The sequence below is a fragment of the Curtobacterium sp. MCLR17_054 genome (genome assembly GCF_003234335.2).
GTDB lineage: Bacteria > Actinomycetota > Actinomycetes > Actinomycetales > Microbacteriaceae > Curtobacterium > Curtobacterium flaccumfaciens.
In genome coordinates this window covers 2,545,282-2,560,366 of the sequence record NZ_CP126263.1, presented here as the reverse complement: position 1 = coordinate 2,560,366, position 15,085 = coordinate 2,545,282, and the positions used below count along the sequence as shown (strand labels likewise).

Annotated in this window: 14 protein-coding genes; 9 read left to right on the top strand and 5 right to left on the bottom strand. The window is 71.9% G+C overall.

All coding sequences use genetic code 11. From position 1 onward, the window contains the following. The first annotated feature begins 1 nt into the window (after position 1). From DEJ08_RS12085 to DEJ08_RS12070, 4 genes are all read left to right on the top strand, one after another. Positions 2-1,261: a class I SAM-dependent RNA methyltransferase gene (locus DEJ08_RS12085; protein WP_111054469.1), complete on the top strand. Its 1,260-nt coding sequence runs from the start codon at positions 2-4 to the stop codon at positions 1,259-1,261. A gap of 176 nt (positions 1,262-1,437) precedes the next feature. Next, the gene (locus DEJ08_RS12080) at positions 1,438-2,157 is read left to right on the top strand and encodes a response regulator transcription factor (RefSeq protein ID WP_017888757.1); all 720 of its coding nucleotides are present in this window, start codon (positions 1,438-1,440) and stop codon (positions 2,155-2,157) included. 5 nt (positions 2,158-2,162) lie between these two features. Further along, positions 2,163-3,416 (top strand): sensor histidine kinase, encoded by a 1,254-nt coding sequence (locus tag DEJ08_RS12075; RefSeq protein WP_111054470.1) that lies wholly within the window; start codon positions 2,163-2,165, stop codon positions 3,414-3,416. Then, entirely contained in the window at positions 3,386-4,462 is a 1,077-nt protein-coding gene (locus DEJ08_RS12070) for a DUF8320 family protein (RefSeq protein WP_284180466.1), read from the top strand. The genes DEJ08_RS12075 and DEJ08_RS12070 overlap by 31 nt, the downstream gene beginning before the upstream one ends. 660 nt (positions 4,463-5,122) lie before the next feature. Here the strand turns inward: DEJ08_RS12070 and DEJ08_RS12065 are convergent. Next, positions 5,123-5,377: an acyl-CoA carboxylase subunit epsilon gene (locus tag DEJ08_RS12065; RefSeq protein ID WP_051596908.1), complete on the bottom strand. Its 255-nt coding sequence runs from the start codon at positions 5,375-5,377 to the stop codon at positions 5,123-5,125. Beyond that, complete coding sequence (locus DEJ08_RS12060; RefSeq protein WP_111054472.1) at positions 5,377-6,972, bottom strand: acyl-CoA carboxylase subunit beta; 1,596 nt, start codon at positions 6,970-6,972, stop codon at positions 5,377-5,379. The genes DEJ08_RS12065 and DEJ08_RS12060 overlap by 1 nt, the downstream gene beginning before the upstream one ends. 74 nt (positions 6,973-7,046) lie before the next feature. Here DEJ08_RS12060 and DEJ08_RS12055 point away from each other — a divergent pair, with 74 nt between their 5' ends. The 3 genes from DEJ08_RS12055 (at position 7,047) to DEJ08_RS12045 (ending at position 9,778) form a co-directional block, all read left to right on the top strand. Continuing rightward, the gene (locus DEJ08_RS12055) at positions 7,047-7,847 is read left to right on the top strand and encodes a biotin--[acetyl-CoA-carboxylase] ligase (RefSeq protein ID WP_111054473.1); all 801 of its coding nucleotides are present in this window, start codon (positions 7,047-7,049) and stop codon (positions 7,845-7,847) included. Between the two features lie 4 nt (positions 7,848-7,851). Further along, positions 7,852-8,400 (top strand): PH domain-containing protein, encoded by a 549-nt coding sequence (locus DEJ08_RS12050; protein WP_071244247.1) that lies wholly within the window; start codon positions 7,852-7,854, stop codon positions 8,398-8,400. A gap of 70 nt (positions 8,401-8,470) precedes the next feature. Continuing rightward, positions 8,471-9,778 carry a UDP-glucose dehydrogenase family protein gene (locus tag DEJ08_RS12045; RefSeq protein WP_071406414.1) on the top strand — a complete coding sequence of 436 codons (1,308 nt, stop codon included), beginning with the start codon at positions 8,471-8,473 and terminating at the stop codon, positions 9,776-9,778. Positions 9,779-9,849: 71 nt separating this feature from the next. On the opposite strand, the gene DEJ08_RS12040 is transcribed toward DEJ08_RS12045, so the two are convergent. Then, on the bottom strand, positions 9,850-11,052 hold the full coding sequence (locus DEJ08_RS12040) for a glycosyltransferase (protein WP_146248484.1): 1,203 nt from the start codon (positions 11,050-11,052) through the stop codon (positions 9,850-9,852). A 48-nt stretch (positions 11,053-11,100) separates the two neighbouring features. Here DEJ08_RS12040 and DEJ08_RS12035 point away from each other — a divergent pair, with 48 nt between their 5' ends. Beyond that, positions 11,101-12,324 (top strand): polysaccharide pyruvyl transferase family protein, encoded by a 1,224-nt coding sequence (locus DEJ08_RS12035; protein ID WP_181438984.1) that lies wholly within the window; start codon positions 11,101-11,103, stop codon positions 12,322-12,324. Positions 12,325-12,455: 131 nt separating this feature from the next. Continuing rightward, positions 12,456-12,683: a hypothetical protein gene (locus DEJ08_RS12030; RefSeq protein WP_111054476.1), complete on the top strand. Its 228-nt coding sequence runs from the start codon at positions 12,456-12,458 to the stop codon at positions 12,681-12,683. A 6-nt stretch (positions 12,684-12,689) separates the two neighbouring features. On the opposite strand, the gene DEJ08_RS12025 is transcribed toward DEJ08_RS12030, so the two are convergent. Together DEJ08_RS12025 and DEJ08_RS12020 are read right to left on the bottom strand one after the other, a co-directional pair. Beyond that, positions 12,690-13,640, bottom strand: a complete 951-nt coding sequence (locus DEJ08_RS12025) for a GH25 family lysozyme (RefSeq protein ID WP_111046851.1) — start codon at positions 13,638-13,640, stop codon at positions 12,690-12,692. Between the two features lie 136 nt (positions 13,641-13,776). After that, entirely contained in the window at positions 13,777-15,054 is a 1,278-nt protein-coding gene (locus DEJ08_RS12020) for an acyltransferase family protein (protein ID WP_181438985.1), read from the bottom strand. Between the last annotated feature and the right edge of the window lie 31 nt (positions 15,055-15,085).

Below are 15,085 nucleotides of genomic sequence, written 5' to 3'. Positions count from 1 at the left end.
CATGGGTGAATCCGTCGGCACGCTGCTCGAACTCGACGTCACCGGGATCGCCCACGGCGGCATCTCGGTGGCACGACACGAAGGACGGGTGGTCTTCGTCTCGGACGCGATCCCCGGGGAGCGCGTCGTCGCCCGGGTGACCGAGGACCGCAAGAAGTCGTTCTGGCGCGCCGACACGGTCAGCGTCATCACGCCGAGCGAGCACCGCGTCGACCACGTCTGGCCCGAGGCCGCGCTCGAGCGTGACCCCGAGACGCGCCCGGGTGGTGCCGAGTTCGGGCACATCGCCCTCGCGCACCAGCGCACGCTGAAGCACGACGTCCTCGTCGACTCGTTCGCGCGGTTCGCACGGATGGACCTCGCCGAGGTGCTCGGCCACGACGTCGTCGTCGAGGCCGCGCCCGGCGACGACGCGGCGAACGGCCTCGGCTGGCGCACCCGCGTCCGGCTGCACGTCGACGAGCAGGGCACCGCCGGCCCGTTCGCGGCCCGCTCCCACTCCGTCATCCCGGTGACCGGCCTGCCGCTCGCGACCGCCGTCGTGCAGCAGAGCGCCCCGCTCGGCCGCGGTGCGCTGCCGGGGTCCTCGGTCATCGACGTCCTCGCACCGAGCGGCTCCGAGGGCGCGCGGCTCGTCATCGACGACCAGAAGCCCACCGTGGTGACCGAGGTCGTCGGGGAGCGCACGTTCCAGGTCGACGACAACGGGTTCTGGCAGGTGCACCGCGCTGCGGCGTCCGTGCTCACCGAGGCCGTGCAGGACCTGGTCGACCGCGACCGACTCGACCCCGAGGGCACCCACCTGGACCTGTACGGCGGTGTCGGCCTGCTCGCCGCCGCCCTCGGTGACCTGGTCGGCCCGAAGGCACGCATCACGAGCGTCGAGAGCGCCGCCCGTGCCACCGAGCACGCGCAGGAGAACCTGTCGGAGTGGCTCGGCGCCCGGGCGGAGACCGGCCGTGTCGACCGCTGGCTGACGAACACGGTGGCGAACGCCTCGCGCGCCGAGAAGGACCGCTTCCGCGCCGGCACGATCGTGCTCGACCCGCCCCGCGCCGGTGCCGGTCGTGACGTGGTCGTGCAGATCGCCGCGCTCCAGCCGGAGCAGGTCGTCTACGTGGCGTGCGACCCGGTGGCGCTGGCCCGCGACGTCGCGACGTTCGCCGACCTCGGCTACCGACTCGAAGCACTGCGGGCCTTCGACCTGTTCCCGCACACGCACCACCTGGAAGCCGTCGCACGCCTGGTCCCCACGCGCTGAGGTCCGGGGGTCGCTCGACCGCGGGTCCTTGCGTGTCGGGGTGTCCACCAATCGGCGGACCGGCCAGCGTGGCGCAGCGGAGAAGCCCCGCACCTGAGTCCGGGCTGGGTATCCTGGGTCGTTGATGGCACTCCGGTTTCAGGGGCCGGCGTCGCGCATCGGAACGAGAGGCCACTGTGGCAGCAGGAACGACAACCACCAGCACCGAGACGTCAGGGGCGGCCACCAGGCCGGTCCGGGTCGCGATCGTCGACGACCACGAGTCCGTCCGACTCGGGATCCAGGCGGCGTGCCAGAACGAAGGGTTCGAGGTGGTGCTCACCGCCGCCAGCGTCCCCGAGTACGTCCAGAACCTCGACGGGCGAGAGGTCGACGTCGTCGTCCTCGACCTGTCCCTCGGTGACGGTTCGACCGTGACCGAGAACGTCAAGGGCGTGCAGGGGACGGGATCGGCGGTGCTCGTGCACTCCATCGCGGATCGTGTCGCCAACGTGCGTGAGGCGCTCGCAGCAGGGGCTGCCGGCGTCATCCCGAAGTCCTCGGCCACCAAGACGGTGATGGCGGCGGTCGCCACCGTCGCACGCGGTGACGTGCTCAACAACCTCGAGTGGGCGAGCGCCATCGACGCCGACCGCGACTTCGCGAAGGCGCAGCTCGGCCGCCGCGAGCGCGAGATCCTGCACCTCTACGCCTCGGGTCTCCCGCTCAAGCTCGCCGCCCAGCAGCTCGGCATCGGCTACTCGACGGCCCGTGAGTACCTCGACCGGATCCGTGTGAAGTACGTCGAGGTCGGTCGCCCGGCCCCGACGAAGGTCGACCTGCTGCGTCGAGCCGTCGAGGACGGGATCCTCCCCGGGCTCGACTCGGGCATCGACCCCGACGGCGACGGTCGCTGACACGGATGGCGACCGCGGCTGAGTCGGCGCGGACGGTCGTCGAACCGGCGCCCTTCGGCGCCGATCCGGCGCGCAGCGTCCGCGCCTCGATCACGCAGGCGTCGGTCGAGCGCGCGTTCGCGATCCTCCTCGCGATGGCGGCGATCGGCCTCGGCATCGTCGACGCGCCCGCGGTCCTGCAGCAGCTGCCGTACCTCGACCCGTTCTGGGGGCCGACGCTGATGCTCGCCCTCGCGGCGTCGTTCGTGTTCATCGGGGTCTCGGCCTTCGTGCAGCGGGTCGCGCAGCTGGCGCAGATCGTCTGTGCGCTGCTGTTCCTCGTCGTGCTCGTGACGTGGACGGCGACCGTGCAGGAGCCCATCCCGTCGGCGCAGCAGCCGTGGCCGTGGTGGTTCTGCACGGTCGGCTGCACGGCGGCGGCGATGGGCTTCGCCACGTGGCGTGCGACGGTCTACACGGCGCTCGTGCCGGCGGTCTACGTCGTCATCCGGCTCAGCCCGCTCGGCGGCGACGTCGGGGTCCTCGCGGTCCTGCTCGACGGCGTGTACACGGCGCTGCTCAGCGGTGCGGTGCTCGTCATCGCCGTGGTGCTGCGGCGTGCGGCCACGTCGGTCGACACGGCGCAGTCCACGGCCGTGCGGCGGTACTCGCTCGCCATCCGGGAACACGCGACCGAGGTCGAGCGGGTCCAGGTGGACGCCATCGTGCACGACAGCGTGCTCACGACGCTGCTCTCCGCCGCACGTGCCGACACGCTCGAGGCCAAGACCCTCGCCGCGCGGATGGCCCGGAACGCGATCGACCACCTCGAGGCCGCCGCCACCGACGGTCCCGGTGACGTCGCGCCGGTCGCCCTCGGCGAACTCCGGGCGCGCATCCGCGAGGGGGTCGGTGCGTTGCCCGCCCCGGTCCGCCTCGTCCCGACGCCGACCGGGTCGGTCCGCCTGCCCGCGTCGGTCGCCGACGCGCTGGCCTCGGCGGCGCTGCAGGCCGCGGTGAACAGCGTGCAGCACGCCGGCGACGGCGACGTCTCCCGCTGGGTCCGCGTCGAGCAGCAGGGGCAGGGGGTGCTCGTCGAGGTCGGTGACGAGGGCCGCGGGTTCGACGTCGCGGCCATCCCCGCCGAACGGCTCGGTGTCCGCCGCTCCATCGTGGAGCGGGTCGCGACCGTCGACGGTCGCGCCGAGGTGCACACCGCCCCGGGCGAGGGCACCCGCATCGTGCTGACGTGGTCGCCGGCCGCGAGGACGACCGCATGAAGGTCTCCCTGCCGGCGAGCATCGCCCTCGGCCTGGCGTCGCTGTTCTCCCTCTACCACCTGGTCCTCGCCGCGGCCACGTTGCCGCGCGTCGACCAGGTCGCCCCGATCATCGCCTGCATGGTCCTGTACGTCGCGGCCACCGGCCTCGCACTGTTCGTCCCCGGCAGGGTCCTGCCGGTCTGGACGGCCTGCTTCTCCCTCGCCACCGCCATCGTGATGCCGGTGATCGCCGCCCCCGTCCTCGTCGATGGTCGTGGTCCCGGCTCCGCCACCTGGTGGATCGCGGCCATCGGCACGCTCATGGTGGTGCTCGTCGTGCGCGGCCGGGGCCCCTTCGCGTGGGCCGGCGTGCTGTTCCTGACCGTGTACACCGTCGCCTGGGCCGGCCTCGGCTCGCTCGGTGGGCTCGGCGTGGTCGGCAGCGTCGCCTGGGTCGCGATCGCCACCGTCTTCGCGGCCGCGATGAGCCGCGCCATCCGGAACACCCGTGAACTCGTCCTCGCCGAGCAGGAGACCGCCGACTGGCAGGCCGCGCAGGACGCCCACGTGTTCGAGCGGCAGTTCCGGCTGAGCCAGACCACCCGGATGGCCCTGCCGATGCTGCAGCGCATCATCGACTCCTGCGGCGACCTCGACGATGCCGATCGCGCCGAGTGCCTGCACCTCGAGCAGGCCATCCGCGACGAGATCCGGGGCCGGTCGCTGTTGTCCGACGACGTCCGCGACGAGGTGATGCGCCTGCGTCGCCGCGGCGCGACCGTTCAGCTGCACGACGACGGCGGGCTCGACGACCTGGACGCTCCGGACATCCGGCGCATCCACGCCCGTGTCGCCGAGGCGCTCCGGCAGGCCCGCGATGCCGACAACGTCATCGTCCGGACCGTGGGCGAAGGCTCCGACTCCGCGGTGACCGTCGTCGGACTCCGCCTCGACGGCGCTGCCAGCGAGTCCGCGGCGCTCGGCGCGGGGATGGACGACGACGACGGGGACGAGGACGACTCCGTCGCACTCTGGCTGGAGATCCCGCGGCACGAGCCGGCATAGCGCGCGGCACGCCCGGTACAGCGAGCGGCAGCGCGTGCGCGCGTGTTGCGACCCTGCACCACATGATCGACGCGTGGATCGTCGCGAACGTGGTGCGGACGGCGCTGCGGACGCGCGTGGTGCGCCGGGCGTGCGGGCGGCGGTGGACGCGATGGGGGACAGCCGGGAGGCCCGTGGCGGCGCCGCCACGGGCCTCCAGGCCGTCACGTGGGTGCGTCGGGCGGGCGCGCGCACGGAAGCGACCGTGTCGCTGTCGTACGACGTCGACGGTGTCGTTCCGGATCGGCCTCGCCACCGCCCCGCCAACCGCACTGACACCCGCCCGCACCCGCGACAGACCCCCGGAAACGGGGAACGGGCCGGTCGGATACCGACCGGCCCGTTCACGACCCGAGGCTGAGCGACAACCCGAATGTCGCCCTGCCTCGCAGCGGGCGGTGGCTTCGTACCCTAGTCGGCCACCGTCCTGCGATGTCTTTCGTTGAAGGACACCGAACACCAACCACTATGCCGACGCACGAGCCGCATGTCAGTCGTCATTATGGGGGACAATTCCGGCATTTCCGGTCCGTATCCGCTGAACGTGTCCCCCGAGTGAGGGGATACCGACCGGGAAGTGCGCCCTGCAACCGTTCCGGTCGCCAGCGCACCAGGGGTACATCAGCGGAGCGATCGGCCCCAGGCACCCGGTCCGTGGTCGAGCGGGCGGCGGAGTCCGCGGGCCGCGGCGTCCCACCCGGTGCGGGGCTCGACGACCACGGCGGCGCGCCCGGCGGCAGCGGCTTCATCGGCCTGGCGCTGCAGGACGGCCACGACGGCGGCGAGTTCCTCGGGGGTGGGGTCGCCGGAGACCACCCGGACGTCCGCCACCGAGGCGGGCTCGTCCGAGGGCACGGCTGCTGCGTGGCGACCCATCAGAGGGGAATGTTCCCGTGCTTCTTCGGGGGCAGCGTGGCGCGCTTGCCCCGCAGCGACCGGAGGGCCTTGATGACCGACACGCGCGTCGCATGCGGCTGGATGATGCCGTCGAGCTCACCGCGCTCGGCCGCCAGGTACGGCGACGCGACGTTGTACGTGTACTCGTTCGCGAGCTTCGTGCGGACCGCGGCGACGTCCTCGCCGGACTCCTCGGCGCGCTTGATCTCGGCGCGGTACAGGATGTTCACGGCGCCCTGGCCGCCCATGACGGCGATCTCGGCGGTCGGCCACGCCAGGTTGATGTCGGCGCCGAGCTGCTTCGAGCCCATCACGATGTACGCGCCGCCGTAGGCCTTGCGGGTGATGACGGTGACGAGCGGGACGGTGGCCTCGGCGTAGGCGTACAGCAGCTTCGCGCCGCGGCGGATGACGCCGGTCCACTCCTGGTCGGTGCCGGGCAGGTAGCCGGGCACGTCCACCAGGGTCAGGATCGGGATGCCGAACGCGTCGCAGAACCGCACGAAGCGGGCGGCCTTCTCGCCCGCGTCGATGTTCAGCGTGCCGGCCATCGCCTGCGGCTGGTTCGCGATGATGCCGACCGTGCGGCCCTCGACCCGGCCGAAGCCGATCAGGATGTTCGGCGCGAAGAGCGGCTGGACCTCGAGGAACTCACCGTCGTCGACGATGTGCTCGATGATCGTGGTGACGTCGTACGGCTGGTTCGTCGAGTCCGGGATCACGAGGTCGAGCTCGTGGTCGGCGTCGGTGGTCTCGAGCTCCGGGGCGACGTCGTAGGCCGGCGGGTCGGACAGGTTGTTGTCCGGCAGGAACCCGATGAGCGAGCGCGCGTAGTCGAGCGCGTCGGTCTCGTCCTCGGCCAGGTAGTGGGCCACGCCGGAGACCGCGTTGTGCGTCTGGGCGCCGCCGAGCTCCTCGAAGCCGACGTCCTCGCCCGTGACGGTCTTGATGACGTCGGGGCCGGTGACGAACATGTGGCTGGTCTTGTCGACCATGATGACGAAGTCGGTCAGGGCGGGGGAGTACACCGCACCGCCGGCCGCCGGACCCATCACGATCGACAGCTGCGGGATGACGCCCGAGGCCTGGGTGTTCAGGCGGAAGATCTCGCCGTACTTGCCGAGCGCGACGACGCCTTCCTGGATGCGGGCGCCGCCGGAGTCGAGAATGCCGATGATCGACACGCCCGTCTTCAGCGCGTGCTGCATGACCTTGATGATCTTCTCGCCGGCGACCTCGCCGAGCGACCCGCCGAAGACCGTGAAGTCCTGGGCGTAGACGGCGACGTTGCGGCCGTGGACCGTGCCGACCCCGGTGACGACCGCGTCACCGTAGGGGCGCTTGGCGTCCATGCCGAACGAGGTGGTGCGGTGCCGCACGAACTCGTCGAACTCCACGAAGGAGTTCTCGTCGAGCAGCTGCTCGATGCGTTCGCGCGCGGTGCCCTTGCCCTTCGCGTGCTGCTTGGCGATGGCGGATTCGCCCGCGGCGGTCACGGCCTCGTGGTACCGGTCGCGGAGGTCGGCCAGTCGGCCGGCCGTCGTCGACAGATCGGGGGTGTCTCCTGAAGTCACCCGCTCACCCTACCGGCGGGTGCCACGCTGCCGGTTGGAGGACCCCCACGGTTCCTGCCCGTACATTTGCGTGCATGTCCACATCCCCGTCGCCGTCGTTCCCCGCCACCAGCGAGGCTGTCCGGTCGGCGGGCGCGACGATCACCACTCCCGCCAAGACCGGGTCCACCAACGCGGACCTGCTCGCCGCCGCCCCCGGGCAGCAGCACGGCAGCGTCGTCGCGACCCTGCACCAGACCGCGGGCCGGGGTCGGCTCGACCGCACCTGGACCGCTCCGGCCGGTGAGACGCTGGCCGCCAGCGTGCTCGTCCGTGCGGACCTGGACGACCACGACCGCGGCTGGCTGCCGCTGGTCGCCGGGGCGGCGATGCGCGACGCGATCGCGTCGGTGCTCCCGCCCGGCGCCGACGTCCTCGTGAAGTGGCCGAACGACGTGCAGGTCGCCGGGGACAAGGTGTGCGGGATCCTCTGCCAGGTCGCCGCCGACGGCAGCGTCGTGGTCGGGGCCGGCGTGAACCTGACGATCCCGGCTGATCGGCTGCCCACCCCGACGTCCACCTCGCTCCTGCTCGCCGGCGCGGTCGACGACGCACCCGCCCTGGCCGACGCGGTCCTGTCCGCCTTCCTGCGGTCCGTCCTGGAGGCGGTGGCCGGCCTGGTCACCGGGGGTCCCGCCGCCGAGACGGTCCGGTCCCACGTCCGCGCCGCATGCGGCACCATCGGTCGCCGCATCCGCCTCGAGCTGCCGGACGGCACCGTCGAGGAGGCCGACGCCACCGGCATCGACGACGCCGGTCGCATCACGATCCGGGACCAGGCGGGCGGCACCAGGGGCGTCGCGGTGGGGGACGTCACCCACCTGCGGTATGCATGACGGCATGACCGCCGAGCCCCCGCCCGAACGTGTCGTCGCACGCCTGCGACCACACGCCCGTCGGCTGGTGCGCCCGGCGGTGTTCGTCGTGCTCGTCACCGCGGCCGGCGGGTTCGGCTTCGGCGTGTTCCAGGCGCAGCTGGCGTGGCTGAACGCCGTCGTCGCGCTCGTCGTCGTGGTGCTCGTCGTGTTCGGCGGCGCCGTCCCGCTGTTCCGCTGGATGTCGGAGCGGTACGTCGTCACCACGCGTCGCCTGGTCGTGGTCAACGGACTCGGCACGCGGACCCGACGGGAGCTCCTGCACTCCCGCGGCTACGACGTGACCGTGCGGCGCCGCGGGCTGCAGGGGCTGTTCCGCTCCGGCGACGTGCTCGTGTTCCCCGGGGACGACCCCGCCGTGGTCCTCGCCGACGTGCCGCACGCCGACCTCGTCGTCGCCGTCCTGCACGACCTGGTGGAGGCCTACGAGGCCAGGCGTCGGCACCGTGAGCCGGACTGGGACGAGATCGTCGGCGGTCCGGACCGTCCGCCGTGGGGCGACGTGCGGGCCTGACGCGGCCGCTGCGAGCCTCGTCGCGGGCGTCGTGATGAGACTTCGGCGAGAAACCGGTACCTTCTTCGACGTGCGTATCTCTGTGATCGGCTGCGGCTACCTCGGTGCCGTGCACGCCGCCTCCATGGCCAAACTCGGACACGAGGTCGTCGCCGTGGACGTCGACCCCACCAAGATCGAGCGGCTCGCCGCGGGCGAGGCCCCCTTCTTCGAGCCCGGCCTGCCCGAGATCCTGACCGAGGCCCTCGAGTCCGGTCGGATCCGCTTCACCACCGACATGGCCGAGGTCGCCGGTGCCCGCGTGCACTTCCTCGCCGTCGGCACCCCGCAGGGCCCCACCGGTGCCGCGGACCTGACCTACGTGAACGCCGCCGTCGCCGCGCTCACCCCGCACCTGTCCGCCGGCGAGTTCGTCGTCGGCAAGTCGACCGTTCCCGTCGGCACCGCCGCACGTCTGGCCGCCGAGGTCAGCGAGGCCGTCCCCGGTGCCACGCTCGTCTGGAACCCCGAGTTCCTGCGTGAGGGCTTCGCCGTGCAGGACACCATCGCGCCGGACCGCTTCGTCTACGGCGTGCCGGACGGCGAGGCCGGCGAGCAGGCCGTTGCCGCCCTCGACGAGGTCTACGCCGAGGCGCTGTCCACCGGCACGCCCCGACTCGTCGTCAACCTGCCCACCGCCGAGCTCGTGAAGATCAGCGCCAACGCGTTCCTCGCCACGAAGATCTCGTTCATCAACTCGATGGCCGAGATCGCCGAGGTCGCCGGTGCCGACGTGACGGCGCTCGCCGACGCGATCGGCCACGACGCCCGCATCGGCCGCAAGTTCCTGAACGCCGGCCTCGGCTTCGGTGGCGGCTGCCTGCCGAAGGACATCCGTGCGTTCCAGGCGCGGGCGAACGAGCTGGGCGTCGGGGAGTCCCTGGCGTTCCTGGCCGACGTCGACGCCACGAACCTGCGTCGTCGCGCCCACGTCGTCGAGCTGGCGCAGGAGCTGCTCGGCGGGGTCGTCAGCGGCAAGCGCGTCGCGGTGCTCGGCCTGGCCTTCAAGCCGAACTCCGACGACGTGCGCGACTCGCCGGCCCTGGACATCGCAGCCCGCCTGCAGGAACTCGGCGCCGTCGTCTCGGCGTACGACCCCGAGGCCGTCGTCACCGCGCGCCGCGTGCACCCTGAGCTCGACTACGTCGAGAGCGCGGCCGAGGCGCTGGGCGGGGCGGAGCTCGTGCTCGTGCTCACCGAGTGGACCGAGTTCCGGGAGCTCGACGCGACCGCCGCCGCCGCACTCGTGGCGTCGCCGGTCGTCATCGACGGCCGCAACTGCCTCGATCGTGACGCGTGGACCGCCGCCGGCTTCACGTACCGCGGCATGGGGCGCTAGCCGCGACCGACAGGAGGCCCGGTGCCGGTCCGTGGGACCGGCACCGGGCCTCCGGTGTGTTCGCCGCGTCGTCAGCCGATGGCCGCGCGCAGCACCGCCCGGTAGCGCTCGCCGATCCGTTCGGTGGAGAACTCCGCTGCTGAGACGACGGCCTGCTCCTGGTAGCGCGAGCGCGCTGCGTCATCGGTGAGCACGCGCTGCAGTGCTGCGCGGAGCGCCGGGACGTCGCCCGGGGGCACGAGCACGCCGGAGACGTCGTCCTGCACGACGTCACGGATGCCCGGCAGGTCGCTCGCCACGATCGCGGCCCCGACCGCCGCGGCCTCGAGCAGGGTGACCGGCAGGCCTTCCTGGTCGCCGTTCGCCGCGGGGATCGACGGCACCGCGACGACGGTGGCCGACGCGAGGGTCTCGAGCACCTCGGTGCGGCCCCGCTGGCCCAGGAACGTCACCGGCAGCCCCGCCGCCTGCTGCTCGAGCTGGGCGCGGTAGGGCCCGTCGCCGACGACGGTGAGCCGCCAGGGCACGTCGTCGCCCAGGCCGCGGAGTGCCTCGATCAGGTTGCCGAAGCCCTTCTTCTCGACCAGACGACCGACGGCGACCACGTGGTGCTCCTGCGGCGCGACGCGGGCACGGGTGTCGCGGGCCGGGCCGAGGTCGACACCCATCGGGATCACGGTCGAGCGCGACTCGGGGACGCCCCACTCGGTCAGGCGATCGCGCATCTCGGAGTTCACGGTGGTGACGTGCGCCGACCGTCCGAAGATCCAGCGCTTGAGCCGGACGAGGGGAGCCGCGCGGAGCGCGTAGATGTCCCCGCCGTGGGTCGTCACGACGACGGGCACACCCGGGGCGGCCAGGGTCGCGACGAGGGCCTGCGGGATGGCCCAGTGCGCGTGGATGACGTCGGGCTTCGCGGAGCGCACCACGCGCCGCACGGCCAGGTACTGCGCCAGCACCAGCGCGGGCACCTGCACGATGCGGGAGCGCCGCTCCTTGAGGTTGTCGAGGATCGCGCCGTCGGCCAGGTCCTCGAAGCGACGCGGGAAGTACGGGTAGCGGCGCACCGCGACCTCGCCGATGCGCTCCTTCGCGGCACCACCCGGCACGCGGGGGGTGAGCACGAGGGTGTCGAACTCGGTGGCCTCCTGGTGGGCGAGGTCGAGCACGAACGCCGGAACGCCGTCGTCCGGACGGGCCGGGAACGTCGAGCCCAGGACGAGCAGGCGGGGGCGGTCCTGGCGGGAGCGGGCGGAGCGAGTGGTGCGGGACATCGTGCCTTTCCGGGGCTGGCGGGGGACGGTCCGGTAGGCTCTCACCCCGTGCGCGTACTGATCCACAATAGCGATTCGCCCCACAACCGCGGGGACCGGGCGATCCTCGCCGGCAACGTCGAGCTCGTCCGTCGCCGGTGGCCGGACGCCGAGATCGTGTCCCTGTCCCAGTACCCCGAGCGGGACGCCGCGTGGTTCGGGATCCGGTTCCTGCCGGTCTCCCCGTACAGCACCGGCATCGGCGACCTGTTCGCGCTGCTCCGTGCCGCTCGCGGCGCCGACGTGGTGCTCTGGGGTGGCGGCGAGATCCTGAAGGACTACACGAACAAGCTCGGCCTCGTGTACTGGTTCGGCAAGATGCTGCTCGTCCGTGCGGTCAACAAGAACCTCGTCGGGGCGTTCCAGGGCATCGGCCCGACCACCGCCGGGGTCAGCAAGCGCCTGATCCGCGCCACCGTCGACCTGTGCAGCGCCTTCGCCGTCCGCGACGACGAGTCCCGCGAGAAGCTCCTGTCCTGGGGCGTGAAGACGCCGATCGTCTCGTCCTTCGACCCGGCGGTCGTCGGGACGGTCACCCCGCCCGACGCGGACGTGCTCGAACGGCTCGAGCGCACCACCGGCCTGAGGGCCGAGCAGCTCGAGGGCTCGATCGGCTTCGGCGTCCGTCGCTGGTTCCACTACAAGCGCAGCGGCTGGATCCCGTTCCGGTTCCTGCCGAAGCGCTTCCGCCAGACCGGTGTCGACAGCGACAAGCTCGTGACCTACCGGCAGGCCGTCGCCGACCTCGCCGACCGTGTGATCGACCGCTGGGACGCCGACGTGGTGTTCTACCCGATGCACATGGAGGCGTCCGAGGGTGACGCCGCCTTCGCCCGCGAGGTCATCGCCCTGATGCGGCACGCCGACCGCACCCACGTGGTCGAGGCCGACGAGTTCTCGCCGTCCGAGTACGCCGGGCTGATGTCGCGCAGCCGCCTGTTCCTGGCGAGCCGCCTGCACTCGGCGATCGTCGCGACCATCGCCGGGGTCCCCGCCGCGGTGCTCTACTACGTCGACAAGGGCCGGCTGTTCTTCGAGCAGATGGGCCAGCAGGCCTACTCGAAGCCGATCGAGGCGGCACTCGAGCCCACGTTCGTCGACGACGTCACGGCGCAGCTCGAGGCGCTCGACGCGGACCGCGACGCGGTCCGCGCGCAGCTCGCGCAGGGCGTTGCCCGCATGGCGACCGCCCTCGACGCCGACTTCGCCGAGGCGACGCGCGACGTCCGCTGACACTGCGCGCTGACACGGCGGGTGCGAACGCGCGCCCGTGACGGACAGGAGGCCCGTGGCGACACCGCCACGGGCCTCCTGTCCGTTCGTGGTGGCCGAGCGCCGGGGGCGCGCGCCCCTAGGCTGACGACATGACCGAGCGTCGATCCCTCACCGTCGCCGGCGGCGTCACCGCCGCCATCGGCGGAGCCGTCTCCGGAACCGGGGCGCTGATCCTCACCGTGTACGCCGCGACCGGCGGGAGCTTCCCGTTCGGTGCGGCGTTCCTCGTCTTCGCGGGTGGGCCGTTCCTGCTCGTCGGCGCGGTGCTGTTCGCCGTCGGCTGGTGGCAGGGCCGTCTGTCGCAGCGACGTCCCTGACGGGCGTCAGCTCGTCCGGGAGGCGAAGCGCTTCAGGTACGTGATGTCGTTGCGGTAGACGTCCTGGTCGCCGGGGAGCGTGCCGCTGGCCGCCCACTGCCAGAAGGTCCACTTCGACCAGCTGCGTCCGAGGGTGCCAGGGGTGGTGAAGTTCTTCACCGGGTAGATCGCGACGAACAGCGGGTTCTTCGAGAACTGGTTGCTGTTGTTCGTGCAGCGCTTCCACCAGTCGGTCGTGGTGTAGATCGCGGGGTACCGACCCGTCTTGGCGACGACGGTCCGGTTGAAGTCCTTGATCCAGGTGCGCATCGCGCCCCACGACTTGCCGTAGCAGGTGCCCTGGGCGGCGCTGCCGTACTCGATGTCGAGCAGCGGCGGCAGGGTCTTGCCGTCCTTGCTCCACTGGCCGCCGTGGGCGAAGAAGTAGTTCGCGGTCGCGGCGCCGCTCGCCTGGCTCGGCTGGGCGTAGACGTAGCCGCCGCGGTACAGGTTGCGCTGCTTGGCGGTGGCGTACTGCTGCTTGTAGGTGGAGCTGACGTACGAGGTGCCCTCGGTCGCCTTCACGTACACGAACCGGGCGCCGTTGCGGTAGGCCTGCAGGAAGTTGACGCTCGGCTGCCACGCGCTGATGTCGAAGCCCTGCACCCGGCCGGGGGGTGGCCCGCCGGCGGTGGCGGCAGCGGCCGACGAGCTGAGGGACTGTGCGCTCACGCCGCCGCCCGAGGTCGCGTCGGGGGAGGTCGTCACGTGGGTCTCACCGGCGTGGGCGGCGATGCCGGCACCCATGGTGTGGTTGCCGGTGCGGTCCATCTCGGCGATGGAGAGCTGCTGACCGGTGTCGGTGCCGGCGGGGTCGTTGGCGGTCGCGCCGACCGCCGGGCCACTGCCGAAGGTGATGACCCCGGCGACGGCGGCAGCGGTGCCGAGCCCGAGGATCCTGCTGATGGGTGCGCGCATGTGGTCTCGTCTTCCCTGTCGAGATGCCGTGGGCCTGATCTCCCACGCCGCGGTCCGAGCGATGCTACCCGGACTCGGCGACACCTGTCCGTGAGACGCACCCGTGCGGCGTCCGCTGCGGTGTCCGCTGTCGGGGCTAGCGGGCGGTGCGGGTGCCCTCGTCGTCCGTCTCGACCTCGGGCAGGCGCCCGCGCGAGGAGACCTCGCGGGTGGCGTGCTTCTGCCGGCGGTTCAGGAAGTTGCGCTCCACGAGCCACCACATCCCGACGCAGATCGCCAGGGTGATCGGGATCACCACGAAGACCATCATCAGGAACTGCCACTTCGGGTACAGGCCCATCGGCAGGAGCAGCAGGTTGCCGAGTCCGAGCAACGGGCTGTGGAAGAGGTAGATCGTGTAGGACACGAGGCCGGCGAGCACGAACGGCTTCCACGCGAAGAAGCGTGCGAGCCAGGTGTGCTCCCCGGTGACCGCCTTGCGGCCCATCCAGGTCAGCAGGATGCCGGCGAAGATGCCGAGGACGACCTCGGACGGCCAGGTCTGGTGCTGCCAGTAGTCGCGGTTGCGGAAGAAGACGAGGAGCATGCCGACGAACATCGCGGCCACGAACACGCCGCTCTGCCACCGCGGACCGCCGAGCTTCGAGGCGTTCAGCTTGCCGGTCATGTGCTCGTCACGGGCCTTGACGGTGAGCTCGGCGGCGAGCATGCCGACCGCGAAGAGGCCGACGAACCACGGGTGCATCCACGAGTAGCGGCTCTCGGCGCCCATCCACATGCCGATGAGGACCAGCGAGGACGCGGTCGCCCACCCGCCGAAGACCTTCCAGAGCGGCAGGATCAGCAGCGGCATGAGGAAGTAGATCTGCCACTCGACGGCGACCGTCCACATCGGGCCGTTGATCTTGCCGATGTACTGCGGGAAGAAGTCGTGCACCAGGAAGAAGTGCGTGAGGAACGTGCCCCAACCCATCGGCAGCTTCGTGTCCCACTGGGTGCCGCCGGGCTGCCCCATCACCGGGACGAACAGGATGATGAGCGCGAAGACGATGAGCGACGCCCAGTACGGCGGGATGATCCGTCGGGCGCGGCGCCAGATGAACTTCCAGAAGCCACCGGGCAACCGGTAGCGGTCGAACCGGGTGACCACGGGCAGCATCAGGACGTAGCCGGACAGGACGATGAACAGCGGGACGCCGAGGTAGCCCCACCCGATGAACGGTCGGAGCCACGGCAGTTCGGTGGGCCCGGTGCCGGTCGTCCCGGTGAAGAGGTACGCGTGGTAGAACACCACGGCCAGGGCGGCGAGACCGCGGAGCCCGTCCAGGTACGGGAACTCGAGCCGACCCCCTGCGCGGGGAGCGGCCGCCGTCGGTTCGGCTGCGGATTCGGCTGCGCGGGTTTCGGTGGCCAACGAACGTCCTCGAGGTGGTCGGAGCGGGGTC

Excerpts from the sequence above, each read along its gene's own strand:
- DEJ08_RS12065 (WP_051596908.1), bottom strand. The coding sequence starts at position 5,377 with ATGGGTCGCCACGCAGCAGCCGTGCCCTCGGACGAGCCCGCCTCGGTG.
- DEJ08_RS12025 (WP_111046851.1), bottom strand. The coding sequence starts at position 13,640 with ATGCGCGCACCCATCAGCAGGATCCTCGGGCTCGGCACCGCTGCCGCC.
- DEJ08_RS12030 (WP_111054476.1), top strand. The coding sequence starts at position 12,456 with ATGACCGAGCGTCGATCCCTCACCGTCGCCGGCGGCGTCACCGCCGCC.
- DEJ08_RS12075 (WP_111054470.1), top strand. The coding sequence starts at position 2,163 with ATGGCGACCGCGGCTGAGTCGGCGCGGACGGTCGTCGAACCGGCGCCC.
- DEJ08_RS12085 (WP_111054469.1), top strand. The coding sequence starts at position 2 with ATGGGTGAATCCGTCGGCACGCTGCTCGAACTCGACGTCACCGGGATC.
- DEJ08_RS12050 (WP_071244247.1), top strand. The coding sequence starts at position 7,852 with ATGACCGCCGAGCCCCCGCCCGAACGTGTCGTCGCACGCCTGCGACCA.
- DEJ08_RS12055 (WP_111054473.1), top strand. The coding sequence starts at position 7,047 with ATGTCCACATCCCCGTCGCCGTCGTTCCCCGCCACCAGCGAGGCTGTC.
- DEJ08_RS12040 (WP_146248484.1), bottom strand. The coding sequence starts at position 11,052 with ATGTCCCGCACCACTCGCTCCGCCCGCTCCCGCCAGGACCGCCCCCGC.